This window comes from Streptomyces sp. NPDC127092 (genome assembly GCF_042722475.1).
Taxonomy (GTDB): Bacteria; Actinomycetota; Actinomycetes; order Streptomycetales; family Streptomycetaceae; genus Streptomyces.
In genome coordinates this window covers 69,966-89,784 of the sequence record NZ_JBHXFE010000016.1, presented here as the reverse complement: position 1 = coordinate 89,784, position 19,819 = coordinate 69,966, and the positions used below count along the sequence as shown (strand labels likewise).

21 protein-coding genes are annotated in these 19,819 nt (G+C 72.1%); 13 read left to right on the top strand and 8 right to left on the bottom strand.

What is annotated here, in order from left to right:
- Nucleotides 1–286 precede the first annotated feature (286 nt).
- Nucleotides 287–688, top strand: coding sequence for a transglycosylase SLT domain-containing protein (locus ACFWJO_RS15980; RefSeq protein WP_384418528.1), 402 nt, complete (start codon nt 287–289; stop codon nt 686–688).
- 193 nt (nt 689–881) lie between these two features.
- Here the strand turns inward: ACFWJO_RS15980 and ACFWJO_RS15975 are convergent, their stop codons facing one another.
- The gene (locus tag ACFWJO_RS15975; protein WP_386865428.1) at nt 882–1,478 is read right to left on the bottom strand and encodes a TetR/AcrR family transcriptional regulator; all 597 of its coding nucleotides are present in this window, start codon (nt 1,476–1,478) and stop codon (nt 882–884) included.
- Nucleotides 1,479–1,584: 106 nt separating this feature from the next.
- Here ACFWJO_RS15975 and ACFWJO_RS15970 point away from each other — a divergent pair, with 106 nt between their 5' ends.
- The gene (locus tag ACFWJO_RS15970) at nt 1,585–2,706 is read left to right on the top strand and encodes an NAD(P)H-dependent flavin oxidoreductase (RefSeq protein ID WP_386865426.1); all 1,122 of its coding nucleotides are present in this window, start codon (nt 1,585–1,587) and stop codon (nt 2,704–2,706) included.
- Between the two features lie 49 nt (nt 2,707–2,755).
- On the opposite strand, the gene ACFWJO_RS15965 is transcribed toward ACFWJO_RS15970, so the two are convergent.
- Complete coding sequence (locus ACFWJO_RS15965) at nt 2,756–3,934, bottom strand: steroid 3-ketoacyl-CoA thiolase (protein WP_386865424.1); 1,179 nt, start codon at nt 3,932–3,934, stop codon at nt 2,756–2,758.
- Nucleotides 3,935–4,176: 242 nt separating this feature from the next.
- Between ACFWJO_RS15965 and ACFWJO_RS15960 the strand changes: the two genes are divergently transcribed.
- From ACFWJO_RS15960 to ACFWJO_RS15940, 5 genes are all read left to right on the top strand, one after another.
- Complete coding sequence (locus ACFWJO_RS15960; RefSeq protein WP_386865422.1) at nt 4,177–5,421, top strand: cytochrome P450; 1,245 nt, start codon at nt 4,177–4,179, stop codon at nt 5,419–5,421.
- Nucleotides 5,422–5,720: 299 nt separating this feature from the next.
- Entirely contained in the window at nt 5,721–6,812 is a 1,092-nt protein-coding gene (locus tag ACFWJO_RS15955) for a DUF2330 domain-containing protein (protein ID WP_386865421.1), read from the top strand.
- A complete protein-coding gene (locus ACFWJO_RS15950) occupies nt 6,809–7,489 on the top strand; it encodes an O-methyltransferase (protein ID WP_386865419.1) in 681 nt (226 codons plus the stop codon). The genes ACFWJO_RS15955 and ACFWJO_RS15950 overlap by 4 nt, the downstream gene beginning before the upstream one ends.
- Before the next feature lie 28 nt (nt 7,490–7,517).
- Nucleotides 7,518–7,862, top strand: coding sequence for an antibiotic biosynthesis monooxygenase family protein (locus ACFWJO_RS15945; RefSeq protein ID WP_386865417.1), 345 nt, complete (start codon nt 7,518–7,520; stop codon nt 7,860–7,862).
- 37 nt (nt 7,863–7,899) lie between these two features.
- Nucleotides 7,900–8,376: a GNAT family N-acetyltransferase gene (locus tag ACFWJO_RS15940; protein ID WP_386865416.1), complete on the top strand. Its 477-nt coding sequence runs from the start codon at nt 7,900–7,902 to the stop codon at nt 8,374–8,376.
- A gap of 118 nt (nt 8,377–8,494) precedes the next feature.
- Here the strand turns inward: ACFWJO_RS15940 and ACFWJO_RS15935 are convergent, their stop codons facing one another.
- Nucleotides 8,495–10,549: a DHA2 family efflux MFS transporter permease subunit gene (locus ACFWJO_RS15935; protein WP_386865414.1), complete on the bottom strand. Its 2,055-nt coding sequence runs from the start codon at nt 10,547–10,549 to the stop codon at nt 8,495–8,497.
- A 159-nt stretch (nt 10,550–10,708) separates the two neighbouring features.
- Here ACFWJO_RS15935 and ACFWJO_RS15930 point away from each other — a divergent pair, with 159 nt between their 5' ends.
- The 5 genes from ACFWJO_RS15930 to ACFWJO_RS15910 all read left to right on the top strand — a co-directional run bounded on the left by ACFWJO_RS15930 (nt 10,709) and on the right by ACFWJO_RS15910 (nt 15,862).
- Nucleotides 10,709–12,136 carry a peptidoglycan-binding protein gene (locus tag ACFWJO_RS15930; RefSeq protein ID WP_386865412.1) on the top strand — a complete coding sequence of 476 codons (1,428 nt, stop codon included), beginning with the start codon at nt 10,709–10,711 and terminating at the stop codon, nt 12,134–12,136.
- A gap of 182 nt (nt 12,137–12,318) precedes the next feature.
- On the top strand, nt 12,319–12,984 hold the full coding sequence (locus tag ACFWJO_RS15925) for an HAD-IA family hydrolase (RefSeq protein ID WP_386865410.1): 666 nt from the start codon (nt 12,319–12,321) through the stop codon (nt 12,982–12,984).
- A 500-nt stretch (nt 12,985–13,484) separates the two neighbouring features.
- Nucleotides 13,485–14,135: an HNH endonuclease family protein gene (locus ACFWJO_RS15920; RefSeq protein ID WP_386865408.1), complete on the top strand. Its 651-nt coding sequence runs from the start codon at nt 13,485–13,487 to the stop codon at nt 14,133–14,135.
- 150 nt (nt 14,136–14,285) lie between these two features.
- Complete coding sequence (locus tag ACFWJO_RS15915) at nt 14,286–14,750, top strand: DoxX family protein (RefSeq protein WP_386865406.1); 465 nt, start codon at nt 14,286–14,288, stop codon at nt 14,748–14,750.
- A 461-nt stretch (nt 14,751–15,211) separates the two neighbouring features.
- Entirely contained in the window at nt 15,212–15,862 is a 651-nt protein-coding gene (locus tag ACFWJO_RS15910) for a DedA family protein (protein WP_386865404.1), read from the top strand.
- Here ACFWJO_RS15910 and ACFWJO_RS15905 read toward each other — a convergent pair.
- Nucleotides 15,822–16,079, bottom strand: coding sequence for a DUF2277 domain-containing protein (locus tag ACFWJO_RS15905; RefSeq protein WP_384417264.1), 258 nt, complete (start codon nt 16,077–16,079; stop codon nt 15,822–15,824). The genes ACFWJO_RS15910 and ACFWJO_RS15905 overlap by 41 nt on opposite strands.
- A 153-nt stretch (nt 16,080–16,232) precedes the next feature.
- Nucleotides 16,233–16,457: a hypothetical protein gene (locus ACFWJO_RS15900; RefSeq protein WP_386865401.1), complete on the bottom strand. Its 225-nt coding sequence runs from the start codon at nt 16,455–16,457 to the stop codon at nt 16,233–16,235.
- A 262-nt stretch (nt 16,458–16,719) separates the two neighbouring features.
- On the opposite strand from ACFWJO_RS15900, the gene ACFWJO_RS15895 reads away from it, so the two are divergent.
- The gene (locus tag ACFWJO_RS15895; protein WP_385692292.1) at nt 16,720–17,487 is read left to right on the top strand and encodes a GntR family transcriptional regulator; all 768 of its coding nucleotides are present in this window, start codon (nt 16,720–16,722) and stop codon (nt 17,485–17,487) included.
- A gap of 90 nt (nt 17,488–17,577) precedes the next feature.
- On the opposite strand, the gene ACFWJO_RS15890 is transcribed toward ACFWJO_RS15895, so the two are convergent.
- From ACFWJO_RS15890 to ACFWJO_RS15880, 3 genes are all read right to left on the bottom strand, one after another.
- Nucleotides 17,578–18,072, bottom strand: a complete 495-nt coding sequence (locus ACFWJO_RS15890; protein ID WP_386865399.1) for a DUF4231 domain-containing protein — start codon at nt 18,070–18,072, stop codon at nt 17,578–17,580.
- 131 nt (nt 18,073–18,203) lie between these two features.
- The gene (locus ACFWJO_RS15885) at nt 18,204–18,530 is read right to left on the bottom strand and encodes a hypothetical protein (RefSeq protein WP_386865398.1); all 327 of its coding nucleotides are present in this window, start codon (nt 18,528–18,530) and stop codon (nt 18,204–18,206) included.
- Nucleotides 18,527–19,588, bottom strand: a complete 1,062-nt coding sequence (locus tag ACFWJO_RS15880) for an HNH endonuclease (protein WP_386865396.1) — start codon at nt 19,586–19,588, stop codon at nt 18,527–18,529. Before ACFWJO_RS15880 ends, ACFWJO_RS15885 begins: the two co-directional genes overlap by 4 nt.
- Nucleotides 19,589–19,819: the final 231 nt, after the last annotated feature.

Sequence of the window (19,819 nt, the reverse complement as noted above, 5' to 3'; positions counted from 1 at the left end):
AATCGCCCCATACGTGCACGTGACCTGCGGAAACGGGACGGGACCCACGCCTCCGTCCCGCCCGGGACCCCCCGTCCGGGTCCGAATCCTCCTCGTACAGGGGGTCGTTGCGTCGCCGCCACGGGCCTGTTTCTCTGGTGGACGTCGCCAGGCAGCCGGTGCTCAGCGAGGTTCGCGAAGCACCACGGCAGGCCGGTTCCCCACCAGCTCCCGGACCCCCGGGCTCTGGTTCCGGCATGCCGAAAACGCCCGGCGCGACCATGTCCCCGACGTTAGGTATGACGCTTTGTTCCGCTCGATCGCCACTCGCGCCGTCTCCCGCAAGAAGACCTTCGCCGTCTCCGCCGCCGTCCTCATCGGCGCCTCGGGCGCGGTGCTCGGCAACACGGGTACGGCCTCCGCCGCCACCCCGCAGGAGATCGCCCGACAGATCGTGCCGCCGTCGCAGTTCGCGTCCTTCAGCAAGATCGTCGAGCACGAGTCCGGCTGGAACCACACCGCCACCAACTCCTCCAGCGGCGCCTACGGCCTGGTCCAGGCCCTCCCCGGCTCCAAGATGGCCTCCGCCGGCTCCGACTGGAAGACGAACCCCGCCACCCAGATCAAGTGGGGTCTGGAGTACATGAACGAGCGCTACGGCTCCCCGAACGGCGCCTGGAACTTCTGGCAGACCCACGGCTGGTACTAAGAGTCACCACGCCGCGGCGCGCACCCACCCGCAAGGCCCCGCCCTCCACTCGGAGGGGCGGGGCCTGCGGCGTTTTTCGGAGGAGCGGGCCTGCGGCGTTTCGGCGTTTCGGAGGGGCGGGGCCTGCGGCGTTTCGCGGTGAGGTGGCGGCCTTCCGTGCGGCGACGGCCTGCCGTCACCAGGCGTGCCGCCGTCAGCCCGCCGACAGCAGCAGCCGCACCTGCGGCCACAGCTCGTCCAGGACCGCCGGGTCGTTCTTGAGCTTGGCCAGCAGCACCAGGCCCTCCAGCTGGGCGACGACCGCCCGCGCGACCTCCGGCCCGGACCGGTCGGCCGGGACGGCACCCTCCTCGGCGGCCTCGGTGAGGACCGCGGCGACCATCGCGATCTGCTCGTCGAAGATCCGGTCGAGACGGGCCCGGACGTCCGGCTCCTGGGTGCTGAGCTCCAGGGCGAGGTTGCCGAGGAGGCAGCCGTCGACGCTGCCGGTGGCCTCCCTGACCCGCCGCTGGAGCTCGGCGGGGCCGGCGAGCAGCCGCCGCAGCCGGTCGAGGGCGGGCCCCGGGCCGGTCACGGCCTCGGTCCAGCAGGCCCGCTCGGCGGCCCAGTAGGCGTCGACGACCTCGACGGTCAGGGCCTGCTTCGACTCGAAGAAGTGATAGAAGCTGCCCTTCTTGACCTCGGCCTTCGCGCAGATCTCCGCGACGCCGACGGCAGCGTAGCCGCGGGCCCGCATGAGCTCTCCGGTGGCGTCGAGAAGCCGTTCGCGTGCCGTACTGGTGCGTCCCATGACCGTGACTATAGAGGATTCCGGCGATTTAGTTGACCGGTCGTCTAGGTCGTCTACTCTTCTCGACGGCGGCGGGCGCGAGGCCCGCCACGACCGAGGAGGCTGTATGCGGCCGGGCCGTCTTGGAGAGCTGCTCTCCCTCGAACTTCCCGTCGTCCAGGGCCCGTTCGGCGGAGGACTGTCCTCCGTGGAGCTGACCGTCGCGGTCTCGGAGGGCGGTGGTCTCGGCTCGTACGGGGCGCACCACCTCGCTCCGGACGCCATCACCGCCCTGGTGGCCCGGCTGAGGACGGCCACGGACCGGCCCTTCGCCGTGAACCTGTGGGTGCCGCAGGACGGCGAGCCCCGCCCCGACGGCCTCCCGGACCTCACCGCCCACGTCGAACGGCTCCGCCCGTACTACGACGAGCTCGGCGTCGCCGCCCCGACCGCCGCCGACCTCGCGGACCGGCCGGACTTCGACGAGCAGCTCGACGCGTTGCTCGCCGCCGCCCCGCCGGTGATCAGCCTGGTCATGGGCCTGCCGCCGCGGCGCCTCGTGACGGAGGCGCGCAGGCGCGGCATCGCGTTGATCGGCACGGCGACCACGGTCGCGGAGGCCGTGGCCCTGGAGGCCTCCGGCGTGGACGCGGTGGTCGCCTCGGGCAGCGACGCGGGCGGCCACCGGGGCGCCTTCCTGCGGCCGGTACGGGAGTCCCTGGTCGGCACGTTCTCGCTGGTGCCGCAGGTGGCGGACGCGGTCACGGTGCCGGTGGTCGCGGCGGGCGGCATCGCCGACGGGCGCGGGGTCGCGGCCGCGCTGGCGCTCGGCGCGGACGGGGTGCAGATCGGCACCGCCTTCCTCGCGGCCCGCGAGTCCGGCGCGAGCCCGGTCCACCGCCGGGCGCTGGGCGGCCCGGAGGCCCGTACGACGGTGCTGACCCGACTGTTCTCGGGCCGCACGGCCCGCGGCATCCCCAACCGTTTCGTGCGGGAGATGGCCGCCCACGAGGAGCTCGTACCGCCGTATCCGCTGCAGAACGCGCTGATGCTGCCGATCAGACGGGCCGCGGCGGAGCGGGGGCGCGCCGACCGCGTGAACCTGTGGGCCGGCCAGGCCGCCGGACTCAGCCGCCCGGACGTACGGGCGGCCGACCTCCTGGCGGCACTGGTCGCGGAAGCGGACTCGGTCACGGCCGCGGTCGACGGGCGCCGGGCGAGCGCGCCGCAGGGGCCGCAGGGGCAGTAGGAACCGCGGCCGCCGCGGGGACCTCGGTCGCCGCGGGAACCTCGGGTTCCTACAGTCGCTGGATGATCGTGCCGGTCGCCAGCGCCCCGCCCGCGCACATCGTGATCAGCGCGAACTCCTTGTCCGTCCGCTCCAGTTCGTGCAGTGCCGTGGTGATGAGCCGCGCTCCCGTGGCGCCCACCGGGTGGCCGAGGGCGATGGCACCGCCGTTCACGTTGACCTTCTCGAGTCCGTCCAGGTCCCGGTCGAATTCCTGCGCCCAGCTCAGCACCACCGACGCGAAGGCCTCGTTGATCTCGACCAGGTCGATGTCCTTGAGCGACATCCCGGCCTTGCCGAGCACGGCCCTCGTCGCGTCGATCGGCCCGTCGAGGTGGAAGTGCGGGTCGGCGCCGACCAGGGCCTGGGCGACGATCCGGGCGCGCGGGCGGAGTTTGAGGGCGCGGGCCATGCGCTTGGAGGCCCACATGATCGCGGCGGCGCCGTCGGAGATCTGGGAGGAGTTGCCGGCCGTGTGGATCGCGGTCGGCATGACCGGCTTGAGCCGGGCCAGCGCCTCCATGCTGGTGTCCCGCAGGCCCTCGTCGCGGTCGACGAGCCGCCACATGCCCTGCCCGGCGGCCTGTTCCTCCTCGGTCGTCGGGACCTGGACGGCGAAGGTCTCGCGCTTGAAGCGTTCCTCCGCCCAGGCGGCCGCCGCGCGCTCCTGGGAGAGCAGCCCGAGGGAGTCGACGCGTTCGCGGGTGAGGCCGCGCCTGCGGGCGATGCGCTCGGCGGCCTCGAACTGGTTGGGCAGGTCGACGTTCCACTCGTCGGGCCAGGGCTTGCCGGGGCCGTGCTTGGAGCCGGAGCCGAGCGGGACCCTGGACATCGCCTCGACGCCGCAGCTGATGCCGATGTCGATGACGCCCGCCGCGACCATGTTGGCCACCATGTGGCTGGCCTGCTGGGAGGAGCCGCACTGGCAGTCGACGGTGGTGGCGGCGGTCTCGTACGGGAGGCCCATGGTGAGCCAGGCGGTGCGGGCGGGGTTCATGGACTGCTCGCCGGCGTGGGTGACGGTGCCGCCGACGATCTGCTCGACGCAGTCGGCGTGGATGCCGGTGCGGCCGAGGAGTTCGCGGTAGGTCTCGCCGAGGAGGTAGGCGGGATGGAGGTTGGCGAGCGCGCCTCCGCGCCTGCCGACGGGCGTGCGTACGGCTTCGACGATGACGGGTTCCGCGGCCATGAGCTGGTCCTCTCCTCGCCCGGCGGGGGTGTCCCGGCACCCTTGCCGGTCGACGTCACGTGGAACAGGAACTCGGAACTAGTACGCGTTCTAGTTCTTACTGCAGTCTTATGACTGCTACCGCCGGTACGCAAGGGTCCGGGGCGCAACAGTTCCCACCCCTTCTCTTGCCTCTTGTAGAACTCGTTACTACCTTTCCCGGCAACTCCTGATGGGCCATCAGATAATGGAGTGTGTTGCCGATGCCCTGTCCCCGTCTCTCCGAAGGGTTCGACGCCACCGACCCCGATCTGCTCCAGAGCCGCGTCCCCCACCCCGAGTTCGCGGAGCTCCGGCAGACCGCTCCCGTCTGGTGGTGCGCCCAGCCCCCCGGCATCACCGGCTTCGCCGACGAGGGCTACTGGGCCGTGACCCGGCACGCCGACGTCAAGTACGTCTCCACGCACCCCGAGCTGTTCTCCTCCAACGAGAACACCGCCGTCATCCGCTTCAACGAGCACATCAACCGCGACCAGATCGAGGTCCAGAAGCTGATCATGCTCAACATGGACCCGCCCGAGCACACCCGGGTCCGCCAGATCGTCCAGCGCGGCTTCACCCCCCGCGCCATCCGCAGCCTCGAGACCGCGCTGCGCGACCGCGCCCGCGCCATCGTCACCGAGGCCAGGGCCGGGGCGGGACCCGACGGCGCCTTCGACTTCGTCACCAGGGTCGCCGTCGAACTGCCGCTCCAGGCCATCGCCGAACTCATCGGCGTACCCCAGGAGGACCGGGCCCGGATCTTCGAGTGGTCGAACAAGATGGTCGCGTACGACGATCCCGAGTACGCGATCACCGAGGAGATCGGCGCCGAGGCCGCCATGGAACTCATCGGCTACTCCATGAACCTCGCCGCCGCCCGCAAGGAGTGCCCCGCCCGGGACATCGTGTCCCAGCTCGTCGCCGCCGAGGGCCAGGGCAACCTCTCCTCCGACGAGTTCGGCTTCTTCGTCCTGCTGCTCGCCGTCGCGGGCAACGAGACCACCCGCAACGCCATCAGCCACGGCATGCACGCCTTCCTCACCCACCCCGACCAGTGGGAGCTCTACAAGCGGGAGCGGCCGGCGACCGCCGCCGAGGAGATCGTCCGCTGGGCGACGCCCGTCGTCTCCTTCCAGCGGACCGCCACGCAGGACACCGAACTCGGCGGCCAGAAGATCCGCCGCGGCGACCGCGTCGGCCTCTTCTACTCCTCCGCCAACAACGACCCCGAGGTCTTCGAGAACCCCGAGGTCTTCGACATCACCCGCGACCCGAACCCGCACCTCGGCTTCGGCGGCGGCGGACCGCACTTCTGCCTCGGCAAGTCCCTCGCCGTCAAGGAGATCGAGCTGATCTTCGAGGCGCTCGCCGACGAACTGCCCGACCTCAGCCTCGCGGGCGACCCGCGCCGGCTGCGGGCGGCCTGGCTCAACGGCATCAAGGAGCTCCAGGTCAGGGTGGGCTAGGGGGCCAGGGGCCTGGGGGCCAGGGGCCAGGGGGCCAGGGGTCGGCGCGACACCCCCAGGGGCCCGCAGGTCAGGCTTTTCGGCGCATCCTCGTACGCCCGGGAGGCGGGGCGCCACCTCCACGCCCACGCCCCACCTCCCGCACACACCCGGGCGCGCACGCGCGTCCGTACACACGTACATACGCGCTTACGCAGGCACCCGGCGCCGACCAGGAGTGGAACCGGAAGATCCGTTCCTGCGTCGCAGCAGGCATGCGGGGGACACACCGAACACCACGAACACGACGCCTTCTCACCATGCTGGTCGCGCTGCTCGCGCTCCAGCTCGGCTCGCTCGTCGCGCCCGCCTATGCCTGCGGCTGCGGCGCCATGGTCACCAACCGGATGGACCGGATCGGCGTCGACCGGGAGACCTCGGCCGTGCACTGGGACGAGCGCACCGGCACCGAGCGGATCGTCATGCGCTTCACCGTGCACGGCGACGCCGAGAAGGCCGCCTGGATCATGCCGGTGCCGCACCGCGCCGAGGTCACGCTCGGCGACCCGGCGCTCTTCGACGAACTCGACCGGCTGACCGCGCCCGAGCACCGCGACCGGGACTACTTCTGGCCGCGCGGCGGCGACTGGCCCTTCTCCTGGGGCGAGGTGGACGGCGCGAGCGCCGCACCGCCCGGCAAGGCCGGCGGCACCGGCGTCGGCGTCGTCGGCCGCGAACGCCTCGGCCCCTTCGACGTGGCCCGGCTCACCGCCACCGACCCGGCCGCGCTCGGCGACTGGCTGCACCGCAACGGCTTCGAGCTCTCCGACCGGCTGGAGGAGGGACTGCGCCCGTACGTCGAGCGGAAGTGGGAGTACGTCGCCGTCCGCCTCGCCCCGGACAAGCCCGGCGAGACGCTCTACGGCGAACTCGACCCGCTCCGCATCACGTTCACGAACGACCGGCCCGTCTACCCGATGCGGCTCTCCCGGCTCGCCACGAGCCCGCAGTCCCTCGGCCTGTACGTGCTCGCCGGCCACCGCACGGAGCCGAAAGACGCCATCGGCGGCGACCGCCCCGAGGTGCTCTTCGCGGGGGAGGTCGACGAGCCGAGGGGCGCCGTCGCCGAACTCACCGGTCCGGGCCGGGTGTTCCTCACCGCCGTCGACCAGTTCTTCCCCGAGCCAGCCCGCATCGACGGCGACCACGAACTCGTCCGCGCGCCCGCCGACACCCCGTACCGCGAGGTGATCTGGGACGACCGGCTGTGGAGGGTCGGCGGCGGCATCCCGGTCTGGCTGCTCACCGTGGGCGGCACGCTGCTGCTGCTCGTGGCGGGCGGGTTCGCGGCGGCGCGGGCGCGAAACGCACGGCCCGCGGCGGGCTCCGGCGGTGTACGTTCGGCTGCATGAGCAATGACCAGGCCCAATGGACCACTGTCGACCACTACTTCACGGACCTGCTGGCCCCGGCCGACGAGGCGCTGACCGCCGCGCTCGCCGACTCCACGGCCGCCGGTCTGCCCGAGATCGCCGTCGCCGCCAACCAGGGAAAGCTGCTCCACCTGCTCGTGGCCACGCAGGGCGCGAAGAACGTCCTCGAGATCGGCACCCTCGGCGGCTACAGCACCATCTGGCTGGCCCGCGCCCTGCCCGCCGACGGCCGGCTCGTCACCCTCGAGTACGACCCGAAGCACGCCGACGTGGCCCGCGGCAACCTCGCCCGGGCCGGCCTCGACAAGACCGTCGAGGTGCGGGTCGGCCCGGCCCTGGACACCCTGCCGCTCCTGGAGCAGGAGGGCGCGGGCCCGTTCGACTTCGTGTTCATCGACGCCGACAAGGTCAACAACCCGCACTACGTCTCCTGGGCGCTGAAGCTGTCGCGGCCGGGCACGCTGATCGTCGTCGACAACGTCGTGCGCGGCGGCAAGGTCGCCACCGAGCACCCGGACGACCCGTCGGTCACCGGCACCCGCGAGATGTTCGACCTGGTCGCGGCCGAGCCGCGGCTGGACGCCACGGCCGTCCAGACGGTGGGCACGAAGGGCTACGACGGTCTGCTGATCGCCCGGGTGGTGGACCCCGCGTAGCCGCCGGGCGCCGCCTATCCTGCCCTTCATGAGCATCGTGAAGATCAACGTCCTGACCGTGCCCGCCGAGCAGCGCGAGCTGCTGGAGAAGCGCTTCGCCTCGCGCGCCGGCGCCGTCGAGGGCTCGGACGGCTTCGAGTGGTTCGAGCTGCTGCGCCCGCTGGAGGGCACCGACCAGTACCTGGTGTACACCCGCTGGCGCAGCGAGGAGGACTTCCAGAACTGGATGGAGGGTTCCATGAAGGCCGCGCACCAGGGCACTTCGGCCGGTGCCGGTGAGGGCGGGGCGGAGGGCGAGCGGCCCAGGCCGGCCGCGACCGGGTCGACCCTGTGGTCGTTCGAGGTCGTCCAGCAGGCGTCGCCCAAGGATTGAGCTGCGTCCCAGGTCATGCGCGCCGACAATGACGCGCATGACCTGGACCTTCTCTCCTGAGCGCGTCGACACCCCCGACGCCACCGCCCTGCGCCGCGACTACTTCGGCGATGTCGCGGGCCGCTACTACCAGCGCGTCCTGACCGAGGACGAGTACGACCAGGAGATGATCGACGAGGGGCTCGACCTGCTCGCCCCGCCCACCGGCGCCTTCCTCGTCGGCCGCTACGGCGGCGAGCCGGCCGCCTGCGGCGGCCTCGTCCTGCTCGACGCCGAACGCGCCGAACTGACCCGGGTGTTCATCCGCCCCTCCTTCCGCGGCACCGGCGGCGCGAACCTCCTCCTGCGCGGCCTGGAGGACGCGGCGCGCGAGCTCGGCGCCCGCCGGACCGTGCTGAACACCCGCCTCGACCTGGTGGAGGCGCGGGCGCTGTACACGCGCAACGGCTACGCGGAGATCCCGGCGTACTGCACCGGCCCGTACATGGAGATCTGGTACGGCAAGGAGCTCTAGGAAGTGTCTCGTCGATCATGCCGGATCAGGGGGCGGTGCCCGGCGTCGCGAGCCCGGCATGATCGGCGAGACACCCCCTGGGCCGTCCCTTCCGGATCCTGGCCGGGTCCGCGGCGCCTCACGCGTGGTGGTCGCGGGGCGGCTCCGGCGAGCGGGGCCGTTCCGCGTCCGAGCCGCCCAGCTCGGCCGTCAGCTCCTCGACCAGCTTCACCAGGTCGGTGGGCCGGTCCGGGCCCCACCAGTCGCCGAGCAGCTCGGACAGCGAGTCCTCACGCGCCTTGGCGAGCACCACCGCCGTCTGGGCCCCCTCCTCGGTGAGCACCAGCTGGAGCCCTTCCCTGGCCACCAGCCGCCGCTCCTCCAGCTGCCGGGCGGCCTCGGTGATCGCCCGCAGCGGTACGGGGGTGGCGTCGGCGAGCCGCGCGGGTTCGACGGTGCCGTGGCGGCGGACCCGCAGCAGCAGCCAGCTCGACGCGGGCAGCAGGTCGAGCCCGGCGCGGGCGGTGATCTTCTCGTAGACGGCCTTGCGGCCCTCCCGCGACCCGAGCACCGACAGCGCGCGGGCGCACTCCTCGTACGAGGAGCGCTCGACCGGGTTGGAGGCGAGGGTCTGGCTCGTGTCGGGCGCGGTGACGGAGGCGCGCAGCCGGTCCTCCTTGAGGAACCAGGCGACGACGAAGGCGACGAGGACGACCGGCGCCGCGTACAGGAACACGTCGGTGATGGACGTGGCGTAGGCGTGGAGGACGGCCGGCTGCAGCTCGGGCGGGAGTCCGGCGAGGGCGCGCGGGTCGGCGGCGAGCTGTTCGGGGCCGGGGCCGGGCGGGATGTCCTGGCCGGCGAGGGCGTCCTCCAGTTTGCCGGTGAGCCGGTTGGTGAAGATCGTGCCGAAGATCGCGACGCCGAAGGACGCGCCGATGGAGCGGAAGAAGGTGGCTCCGGAGGTGGCGACGCCGAGGTCCTCGTAGGAGACGGCGTTCTGCACGACGAGCACCAGGACCTGCATGACGAGACCGAGTCCGGCGCCGAAGACGAAGAAGCAGACGCTCATCTGCCAGGTGGAGCTGGTCTCCGTCAGCCGGTGGAGGAGCAGCAGACCGAGCGCGGTGACGGCGGTCCCGGCGATCGGGAACACCTTCCAGCGGCCGGTGCGGGACACGATCTGCCCCGAGGCGGTCGAGGTGAGGAGCATGCCGACGACCATGGGCAGCATGTGCACGCCGGACATGGTGGGGCTGACGCCCTGCACGACCTGGAGGAAGGTCGGCAGATACGTCATCGCGCCGAACATGGCGAAGCCGACGACGAAGCTGATGACGGAGACCAGGGCGAAGGTGCGGATCCGGAACAGCCTGAGCGGGAGGACCGGTTCGGCGGCGCGCCGCTCGACGCGCACGAACCAGACGAGGAGGACGGCTCCGAGGACGGCGAGGCCGATGATCTGCGGCGAGTCCCAGTCCCAGGTGGTGCCGCCGAGCGAGGCGACCAGGACGAGACATGTGGCGACCGAGGCGATGAGGAAGGTGCCGAGGTAGTCGATGCGGTGGCGCGTGGCGCGGACCGGGATGTGCAGGACGGCGGCGATGACGAACAGGGCGACGATCCCGATCGGCAGGTTGACGTAGAAGACCCAGCGCCAGGAGAGGTGTTCGGTGAACAGGCCGCCGAGCAGCGGGCCGAGGACGCTGGTGGCGCCGAAGACGGCGCCGAAGAGGCCCTGGTAGCGGCCGCGTTCGCGGGGTGAGACGAGGTCGCCGACGATCGCCATGGACAGGACCATGAGTCCGCCGCCGCCGAGGCCCTGGATCGCGCGGAAGCCGATCAGCTGCGGCATGTTCTGGGCGACGCCGCAGAGCGCCGAGCCGACGAGGAAGATGACGATGGCGCCCTGGAAGAGCTTCTTGCGCCCGTACTGGTCGCCGAGCTTGCCCCAGAGGGGCGTGGCGGCGGTCGAGGCGAGCATGTAGGCGGTGACGACCCAGGACAGGTGCTCCATGCCGCCGAGCTCGCTGACGATGGTCGGCAGCGCGGTGGAGACGATGGTCTGGTCGAGCGCGGCGAGGAGCATGCCGAGCAGCAGCGCGCCGATCGCGACGACGACGGTGCGGCGGCTCTGCCCCTCCCCCGGCACGGGACCGCCACCGGCGTGCGGCGCGCGTACTTCCTGGGCCATGGGCGTCTCCTCCGGTCCGGGCGAGGCCGTGGGGGCTGCGACACCTCCCCATCCTGGGGTGTTTGCCCCGTTCTGGCCTGCGGAGGGGCACAGCTGTTCACCCTGCGGCAGTGACCGGCCTGCATAATCGCTCGGAGTTGACCGGGAGGGGACCCATCGATGTCCGCACACGTCTGTCCCGAATGCGGTGTACACAGACCTGGCTGCGCCTGCGAACGCGCGCAGGCGCAGGCCGCCGAGCTGGCCGCGGCGGAGGACTTCGACCCGCTGCGCATCCGGCCGTACGTGACGCTGAACGCCACGGAGGAGGGGACGGCCGTACTGCCGAGGGCGGACGGGGCCGCGCCGGGCGGGCCGCTGCCTGCCGAGGCGCTGCCTGCCGAGGCGGCGGCGCGGGTGGTGCCGGGGGCGGGGGGCGGGCCGCTGCCGGCTGCGGGGCTGATGCCTGCGGGGGCGGAGGCGGTGCAGGCGCAGGCGCGGGCGGTACCGGAGGCGCCGGAGGTGCCGGAGGAGCCGGCCGGGGGGCCGGAGACCATGGAACTCCTGCTGCCCGAGGCGGCCGGGATGGCACCGTCCGGGATGGCGCCGACCGGCGTGACCAAGGTGACCGGGGCGGCCGGGGCTGCCGGGGTGGCCGGGGCGGCGCAGACCGCGGCGTACGAGAACCCGTACGGCGGGCACCAGGTCGGCCACGCGGGTGAGCACGCCGGTGACCGTCCGGGCGCCTACGCGGGTGAGCACGCGGGTGACCGTCCGGGCGCCTACGCGGGCGGCTACCCGGAGGCTCCTCCGGTCGGCCACCCGGACGGGTTCTCTTACCCTCACCCGGACGGGCTCCCCGACACCCACCCCGACGGGTTCTCCCACCCTCACCCGGACGGGCTCCCTCACACCCACCCCGACGGGTTCTCCCACCCCCACCCGGACGGGTTCCGCCACGGCCATCCGGACGACGACGGTCCCGCGTTGACCCTCGCGTACGCCCCGGACGGGCCCGGGGCCGGGCGGCGCCGTGGGCGGGGTGCCGTGATCGCGGGCATGGTCGCGGCTGCGGTCGTGGGTACGGCCGCCCTGGCCGCCGCCCTGATCGGCGGCGACGACGGCACGGACGACCGGGCCGGCGTCCCGGAGGTCACCACCAGCGCGTCCGAGAACGTGGCCGTGTCCGAGGCGCCGACCACCACTCCCTCCAGCTCGGCGTCCACCTCTGCCGACCCGTCCCCGACGTCCGCCTCCGCGTCCGCGTCGCCGTCCCCGACGGCCACCCGGTCCGGGGGCCCGGGCACCGGTCAGGCCGCTCCGTCCAGGACCACGGCGGCGCCGACACGCCCGAGCGCGACCTCGCCCACCGGCGGAGCCACCGACGCCCCGACGCTCAGCCTCGGCTCCTCGGGCGCGGAGGTGTCGGAGCTCCAGCGCCGGCTGAGGGAGCTGTGGCTCTACGACGGCCCGATCAACGGCTCGTACAACCGGAAGGTCGAACGCGCGGTCGAGCGCTACCAGTCGTACAAGTACATCAAGGAGGACCCGCAGGGCGTCTACGGCCCGTACACCAGGAAGGCCCTGGAGGCGGAGACGGACGGCTGACCGGCGACCCCGACCCGACCCGGGACCAGGGCGGATCCCGCGATGCGGACGGGGTTGGCGCGGCGCGGAGCCGTTTTGTATCGTGGAGGAACAAAGTGGCCCCGCTCGCACTCCCTGACCGGCGGGCGGGACCGCTTCGTACCGTCACGCCTCATCTCCGACCACCCTCCTGGAGATCCTTGATGACCGCCAGCACCCCGGCGTCCCTCACCGCACGTGCCCTCCTGCTCGACATGGACGGCACGCTCGTCAACTCCGACGCCGTCGTGGAGCGCTGCTGGCGGCGCTGGGCGGAGCGGCAGGGTCTGGACCCGGCGGAGGTCCTGAAGGTGGTGCACGGCCGCCAGGGCTACGCCACGATGGCCGTGCTGCTCCCGGACCGCCCGATGGAGGAGAACCACGCCGACAACCGGGTGATGCTCGCCGAGGAGACCGCCGACCTCGACGGGGTCGTGCCGGTGCCGGGCGCACCGGCGTTCATGGCCGCGCTCGCGGAAGCGCCGCACGCCCTGGTGACCTCGGCCGACGAGACGCTGGCCCGCGCCCGGATGGGTGCGGCGGGCCTGCCGATGCCGGAGACCCGGGTCACCGCGGAGAGCGTCGGCGCGAGCAAGCCGGACCCGGAGGGCTTCCTGAAGGGCGCGGCAGCGCTGGGCTTCGAGCCGGCCGACTGCGTGGTCTTCGAGGACTCCGAGGCGGGCATCCAGGCGGGCCGCGCGGCGGGCATGCGCGTGGTCGGCGTCGGGCCGCGGGCCGCGGCCTTCGCAGCCGACGTCCACGTCTCCGACCTCACGGGCGTACGGATCGAGCCGACGGCGGACGGCACGCTGACCCTGACGTTCGCGTAAGCGCGCGCCGCGCCGCGGGCTGCGAGCCCGCGCGAGCCAGCCCTACGGGCGGCCCCGACCACCGACTCCGCACGTCACACTCACCCTGACGTCCGCGTGAGCGCGCACGCCGCTGACCGACCGACTGCCGACTGACTGACTTACGGGCCGACTGACTGACTGGCCGACTGACTGACTGACGTCGGCACGAGCCCAGAACTGCGGCCGCCCGCCCAACCGACTCCGCGGCGACGCGTCCATCGTGACGTGCCGCCGCGGAGCCGTTCGCGCACCCGCGCACACCACTCGCCCCGCACGCGCGCCCCCTCGACGTACCCAACTCCCGCACGTCCGAGGCACGTCACACCCCTTGATGTGACGTGTGCATGTCGCCACTCTGTTACCTGGCGCACCCCTCACGGAAACCAGGCGCCGCCACGATGACCGGGCCACCCGGCGCCCGGGGCCCGGCCCCGGCGGGCCGGAACCGGCCAAGGTCCCCCCACCACAAGGGAGTTCGCATGCCCGCCGCCCATGTCTACGCGCGTCGCATAGCAGTCCTCGCCGCCTCCGCCGCCCTGACCGTCACCGGCCTGCTCGCCACCGCCCCGGCGGCCCAGGCCTCTCCGCCCACTCCTGTCAGCGCCTCCACCGCCCGCACCTACCTCGCCTCCCTCACGGTGAAGGCGGAAGGTTCCTCCACGGGATACAGCCGGGACCTCTTCCCCCACTGGATCACCCAGTCCGGCACCTGCAACACCCGCGAGGTGGTCCTCAAGCGCGACGGCGTCAACGTCGTCCAGGACTCCAGCTGTGCGGCGGTCAGCGGCAGTTGGTTCTCGGAGTACGACGGCGCCACCTGGACCGTCGCCTCCGACCTGGACATCGACCACGTGGTCCCGCTCGCCGAGGCCTGGCGCTCGGGCGCCAACTCCTGGACGACCAGCAAGCGTCAGGGCTTCGCCAACGACCTGACCCGCCCGCAGCTGATCGCGGTCACGGACAACGTGAACCAGTCGAAGGGCGACCAGGACCCGGGCGAGTGGATGCCGCCGCGCACGTCGTACCACTGCATGTACGCCCGGATGTGGGTGCAGGTGAAGTACTACTACGGCCTCAGCGTCGACTCGGCCGAGAAGAGCGCACTGCAGTCGGTCCTCAACGGCTGCTGAAAAGCAGCGGCGGCAAAGGCCGTCGGTCCGACTCCATAGGTTGTTGAACTTGCAAGCAATAGTGAGGGGTGCCTAACCTAAGGACCTCGGTTCCCGTCCCCCACGGCCCGTGCCTTCTGGCATGGGCCAGACCGAAGGAGTCCTTCCCCCATGAACTCGCTTGCGAGCCGCCTGAACCAGGCCCAGCCCTACGCGCTCGGCCTCTTCCGGATCGTCGTCGGCCTGCTCTTCGCCTGCCACGGCGTCGCCTCCCTCTTCGGATGGATCGGCGGCGCCGCCGGCAGCGGCGGCACCATCCCGAGCGGCACCTGGCCGGGCTGGTACGCGGCGGTCATCCAGCTCGTCGCGGGCGGCCTGGTCCTGCTGGGCCTGGGAACGCGCGGTGCGGCGTTCATCGCCTCCGGCTCGATGGCGTACGCGTACTTCGACGTCCACCAGTCCCAGGCCCTGTTCCCGCTCCAGAACGGCGGCGAGTCCGCGGCGCTGTTCGCCTGGGCGTTCCTGCTGCTCGTCTTCACGGGGCCGGGCGCCCTGGCCCTCGGCGGCCTCTTCGGGGCGCGCGGCACCGCTGGGGAGGGCTCGGAGGAGAAGCGGGCGACGACGGTCGCCGCGTAAGAGCACGGGGCCGGCCGGAAGCCGGACCGACGCCAGGCACCGGGGGCTGAGGCCGGAAGCCGGGCCGAAGCCGGGCACCGTGGCCGGCGCCTGAGCCAGGCCGAGCCCGAAGCCAGCCCGAAGCCAGGCCGAAGCCGGGCACCCTGGGCTGAGGCCGGAGGCCGGACCGAAGCCAGGCACCGTGGCTGAGGCCGGAGGCCAGACCGAAGCCCCAGGCACCGAGGCCGGCGCCTGAGCCAGGCCGGGGCCAGAAGCCAAATGGAAGCCGGGCCGAGCCCGAAGCCAGGCAGAAGTCAGGCCGAAGCCAGACCGGAGCCCGCACCGGCGGCCGGCCGAAGCCAGCCCCACCGGCCGCCCGATGCCCGCCGAAGCCCGTGTACCGACCGGGGCCGGGGACCGCGTAGGCGGTTTCCGGCCCCGGTCGGCGTCCGGGCACGGGCCGCCGCGTAGGCTCTGGCCCCGTGAACGTGCTCGACGGCACGGGGTGGTCACTGCAGTCGCTGACCGCGGGCCCGTGGATCTACGCGGCGGTGACGACGTCGATCCTCCTCGACGTCTTCCTGCCGGTGCTGCCGAGCGGCATCCTCGTGGTCACGGCCGCCACCGCCGCCTCGGCGACGGCGGCCGGCGCGGAAGCTGCCGCGTACGCCCCGTACGCCCCCGCCCTGCTCCCGCTGCTGCTCTGCGCGGCCACCGCCTCGATGCTCGGCGACCTCGCCGCGTACCACCTGGCCCGGCGCGGCGGGACCCGGTTCGGGCACGCGGTGGCCCGCTCGCGCCGCCTGACCGCGGCGCAGGAACGTCTCGGCGAGACACTGGCGCGCGGCGGCGGACTGCTCGTCGTCCTCGCCCGCTTCGCGCCGGCCGGCCGCTCCGTGGTCTCCCTCGGCGCGGGCGCGACCGGGCGCCGGCTGCGCGACTTCCTGCCGTGGTCGGCGCTGGCGGCCGCGGTGTGGGCGACGTACGGGGTGGGCCTCGGCTGGCTCAGCGGCCGCTGGCTGGGCGCGACCTGGCTCGGCGCCTGCGTGCCGGTCCTGGCGCTCTTCCTGGCGGGCTCGCTCGCGGCCTACGTCATACGGCGTCCGGCTGGGGCTCCGGCTCCGGCGTCCTGACCGGGTGCGCCCCGCGGATCTCCAGGTCGGCGAGAAGGCGCGCGGTGGCTTCGGCCACCTCCTCCACGGCCCGGTCGAACACCTCGCGGTTGTGGGCGGCGGGTGCGCGGAAACCGGAGACCTTGCGCACGAACTGCAACGCGGCGGCGTGGATGTCGTCGCCGGTGGCCTCGTGGGGCAGGGCGGGCGGGCGAAGGGTCTTGATGCTGCGGCACATGCCTCCAGTGTGACGCGCCCCACTGACAACAGACGGCACCAACAACAGGCCGCACCAACCACAGACCGCACCAACAACAGCCCGCACCGACAACAGGCCGCGGCCGACCGGATCGATCCCCGGGGCAGGCCCCTGAACCGCCCCGGAACCCGCTCAGGTACCCAGACCCCTGCGGCTGCGCGCGTTGATCTCGGCGGCGCGGGCGCGGAGCTCCCGCATGGGCGTGGCGAGCTGGACGTCGGCGGGGTCGGCCTCCCACTCGCCGCCGCCGTTGACGCATCTGATGAGGAACCGCCCGGCGACGCTGGCGACGTAGAAGCCGACCTGTCCGGTGGCGGTGTCGCGGACGAGGTCACCTTTCTCGGGCACTGACTGCACGCATCCCTCCGTCCATCAGTCCGTCCATTAGTCCGTCCGTCCTCCAGTCCGTCCGTCCTCTCCGTCCCCACCTTCCGTGCGAGGGAGAGGACGGAGACCAGATAGATACACCCAGCGAAGCCGCGGGATCGCCCTCTGTCAACGCGTCTCTAGAGATGTCCCCCGAAGGATGGATCACCCGCGCGGGGCGGCCCACCGATGGTCTTCGCCTCCGAGAGGCGCGCCGTAGGGTGTCCCGCAGACGGAAGGGAGTGGTCCATTCATGACTGACCCGGAAAGCGGTCGTCGGCCCAAGTACCAGCGGATCGCCGACGAGTTGAGAACCGCGATCCAGGCGGGCACCTTCGCGCCGGGCGACCGGCTCCCGGGCGAGAACGACCTGATGTCCACCTACGACGTGGCCCGGATGACCGCCCGCCAGGCCCTGTCGGTCCTGCGCAACGAAGGCCTCGCCGAGGCCCGCAAGGGCGCGGGGGTCTTCGTCCGCTCCTTCCGCCCGTTGCGCCGCCGGGGCATCCCCCGGCTCGCCCACGGCCACTGGGGCAGCGGGCGCTCGGTCTGGTCGGCGGACATCGCGGAGGACCGCGCGCTGGTGGTCGACCAGATCGAGGTGACCGCGGCCGCCCCGGCGGGCGCGCGGGTGGCCCGGGTCCTCGGCCTGTCCTCCCCGGACGAGCCGGTGTGCGTCCGCAGCCGGCGCTTCGTGCTGGACGACCGGCCGGTGCTGCTCTCCGTCTCGTACCTGCCGGCCGCGCTCGCCGAGGGCACCGCCATCACGGAACCGGACACGGGCCCCGGCGGCACGTACGCACGCCTCGCCGAACTGGGCCACCGGCCCGTGCACTTCCGGGAGGAGATCCGCTGCCGCATGCCGACGTCCGAGGAAACCGCCCGGCTCTCGCTGGAGTTCGGCACGCCGGTCATCCTCATCGGCCGGACGGCGCTGACGGAGGAGGGAGTCGCGGTCGAACTCAACGAGATGACGCTGGACTCGGCGTCGTACGTCCTGGAGTACGACTTCGACGCCTGACGACGCACCCCCGCCCGGCCCGCACGCACGCAGCCAGGCACCGGCCGCCCCGCCGAACGCCAAGGCCCTCGGCCCCGACGGGGCCCCGGCTCACTTGGCGCCGGCCTCCGCCTCCTCCTGGCGCTGGGCGGGGATCCCGTACTGCTGCAGCTCGGCGTTGACCTGCCCGCCGAGGGTCATGACGTTGAGGGTCGCCGAGTTCTCGCTGGCGATCGCCTTCTCCACGCGCGCGACGAGCGTCGTGAACGCGTCCCGGTCGGACTGCCCGTGGTACGGCCCGACGCGCGCGGCGAAGTACACCCGCTCGTGGCCGAGGAGTTGCTCGGTGGACCGGTAGTTCTTCCACTGCTCGCGATAGCGGTACACGCTCTCCAACGACACCGAGGCCACCACGACCAGACTGAGCACGGTCGCGGTCACCCGCGCGAACCCCAGATCCAGGTTCACGAGCACGGGCACGAGCGCTCCCCCGACCACCGAGACGGTCCGCATCCGCAGATGCATCGCCTTCATCCGGGTCGCCTTGCGGTCGTACCACTCCTGATACTGCGCGAGCCGCTCATCGATGTACGTCTGCGCGCTCATCCGCCCACTGGGCGCCTGCACGTCAGGCGCGTCCCCCACGTCTTCCATCCGCGGAGTACACCGCCCTGTGCGCGAACACGTCAAGCCGTCAAGATCCGCCCCTGGAGACACGGCGTGCGCCCCCGACTCCCTCACTCCCCGCCTTCGTCGTCTTCGCTGCCGCCCATGGCCTCCAGCAAACGCTGCCTCGCCTGTTCCAGGCGGTCGGCGTAGTCGGGCATGAATATCTCGGGCAGAGTCGTCTCGAGGGTCCCGGAGATCGCGTAGATGCCCGACCAGACCGCCCTGTCCGGGACGATGGCATCCAGCTTGTCCGACTGCATCATGACGTCGTAGAGCCAGTCGGACAGGACGAATGCCTGATCACGTGTGAGTTGGATGATCACTGGTTCTTCGTCCACGCGGTCACCGTACAGCGCAGTGACTTCGCGGCCGGACTCGCCGGGGATGTGCGTCACGGTTTCGGCATCTGCTCGTCAGCCGCCCTACGGGGTCGGGCAATGGCTTCCGCAGCACGCCTGTCAGCTGCATGCTTTTGCTCGATGGAGGCTCGCAGCTCTCCAGGGGTCGGCCATGGCGCACGCCGGTGGATCATTCGATGACAGTTGGCACATATGAGGGCGAGATCGCTGAGCTTGGTCCGCCCCTCGCCCGCTTCGTGCAGCGGCACAACATGGTGGCACTCGATGTATCCGGCACCGCGGTCGCCGTAGATCTGCTCGAAGTCGAAGCCACACGCTTCGCACGCCAACGGACCGCCTCGTTGCAGCACCGAAGCGATCTTCTTCTTCCGCAGCCCCTTGTTCCGCTCGCGGGCCTGGTGCCGCCGCATGAGGAGCCGTCCCTCCGGAGCGCTGTAGTCGTCGAACTCCTCGTCCTCAGTCGGCGCAAGGCTCTGCAGCTCGCCGGCCGCGATGCCCTGCCGAATGAGCCGGGCGACCTCGGTCATGTCATCAGGCCGGGCAAGGAATTCCATCAGCACCGCAACGTCCAGGGCGCCGCCGTTGGTGGGCTTGCCCTGGTACTCCGGATGCCGGGTAGCAATGTCGAACGTCTTGCGCGCCACTCCGTTCGGGTTGCGGAACTTCTCGTTGCGCTCCGTCTCGGCGTGGAGGGGGAGCAGCTGGAGCAGGCCTGACAGCTCGACCACCCTGGCGTCCTGCGCGTCCAGCCCCTTCCAGCCGTTCTCCTTCACGAGCTGGCAGGCAAGGATGATCTCGTCCCGGGCCCAGTCAGGATTCTTGACGGTCTTGACCTCGAAGCCTGCCCGCTTCAGCCACGCCGCAGCCTGCTGCTTGCCTCCGCTGAATTCATCAGGCCTGAGAGCTCGCCCCTGATCCCACTGGTGCGCCACGCCGGCGATGGCCTTGGAGTCGTACTCCCGCCCCTCGTGCACCACAACATACGAGCGGGCTTCTGCGAAGCCGTACTTCGCCAGGAACGCGTCCCGTCCCAACTCGTCGTACTCCGCAATGGCCTTGAGCACGGACTCCCGTGTGATTGCTCCTCTGCGCATGGCGGCAGCGTACGGCCCACCGCTGACGGGCACCTGCCATGTGACACGCCAACGCTAGGTACCGTGCGCCCGGTCATGCAACGCATGCCCTCTTGCACGGCTCACACCCAGACTGCACGGTTTTGTTGAATGCTGCTCGGCACGCTGGTGCCACAAGGGGGAAGGGCGGTAGGCCGTGGGGACCGTGACATCGTGGGCGGAAAGGGCCTTTGGTAGCGCCGCTGGCCAGCT

What these genes read in the sequence shown, in the direction of transcription:
- ACFWJO_RS15890 (WP_386865399.1), bottom strand. Translation starts at nt 18,072, where the DNA reads ATGAGCGCGCAGACGTACATCGATGAGCGGCTCGCGCAGTATCAGGAG.
- ACFWJO_RS15945 (WP_386865417.1), top strand. Translation starts at nt 7,518, where the DNA reads ATGAGCATCGTGAAGATCAACGTCCTGACCGTGCCCGCCGAGCAGCGC.
- ACFWJO_RS15880 (WP_386865396.1), bottom strand. Translation starts at nt 19,588, where the DNA reads ATGCGCAGAGGAGCAATCACACGGGAGTCCGTGCTCAAGGCCATTGCG.
- ACFWJO_RS15960 (WP_386865422.1), top strand. Translation starts at nt 4,177, where the DNA reads ATGCCCTGTCCCCGTCTCTCCGAAGGGTTCGACGCCACCGACCCCGAT.
- ACFWJO_RS15905 (WP_384417264.1), bottom strand. Translation starts at nt 16,079, where the DNA reads ATGTGCCGCAGCATCAAGACCCTTCGCCCGCCCGCCCTGCCCCACGAG.
- ACFWJO_RS15920 (WP_386865408.1), top strand. Translation starts at nt 13,485, where the DNA reads ATGCCCGCCGCCCATGTCTACGCGCGTCGCATAGCAGTCCTCGCCGCC.
- ACFWJO_RS15935 (WP_386865414.1), bottom strand. Translation starts at nt 10,549, where the DNA reads ATGGCCCAGGAAGTACGCGCGCCGCACGCCGGTGGCGGTCCCGTGCCG.
- ACFWJO_RS15895 (WP_385692292.1), top strand. Translation starts at nt 16,720, where the DNA reads ATGACTGACCCGGAAAGCGGTCGTCGGCCCAAGTACCAGCGGATCGCC.
- ACFWJO_RS15965 (WP_386865424.1), bottom strand. Translation starts at nt 3,934, where the DNA reads ATGGCCGCGGAACCCGTCATCGTCGAAGCCGTACGCACGCCCGTCGGC.
- ACFWJO_RS15975 (WP_386865428.1), bottom strand. Translation starts at nt 1,478, where the DNA reads ATGGGACGCACCAGTACGGCACGCGAACGGCTTCTCGACGCCACCGGA.
- ACFWJO_RS15955 (WP_386865421.1), top strand. Translation starts at nt 5,721, where the DNA reads ATGCTGGTCGCGCTGCTCGCGCTCCAGCTCGGCTCGCTCGTCGCGCCC.
- ACFWJO_RS15930 (WP_386865412.1), top strand. Translation starts at nt 10,709, where the DNA reads ATGTCCGCACACGTCTGTCCCGAATGCGGTGTACACAGACCTGGCTGC.
- ACFWJO_RS15950 (WP_386865419.1), top strand. Translation starts at nt 6,809, where the DNA reads ATGAGCAATGACCAGGCCCAATGGACCACTGTCGACCACTACTTCACG.
- ACFWJO_RS15915 (WP_386865406.1), top strand. Translation starts at nt 14,286, where the DNA reads ATGAACTCGCTTGCGAGCCGCCTGAACCAGGCCCAGCCCTACGCGCTC.
- ACFWJO_RS15940 (WP_386865416.1), top strand. Translation starts at nt 7,900, where the DNA reads ATGACCTGGACCTTCTCTCCTGAGCGCGTCGACACCCCCGACGCCACC.
- ACFWJO_RS15925 (WP_386865410.1), top strand. Translation starts at nt 12,319, where the DNA reads ATGACCGCCAGCACCCCGGCGTCCCTCACCGCACGTGCCCTCCTGCTC.
- ACFWJO_RS15970 (WP_386865426.1), top strand. Translation starts at nt 1,585, where the DNA reads ATGCGGCCGGGCCGTCTTGGAGAGCTGCTCTCCCTCGAACTTCCCGTC.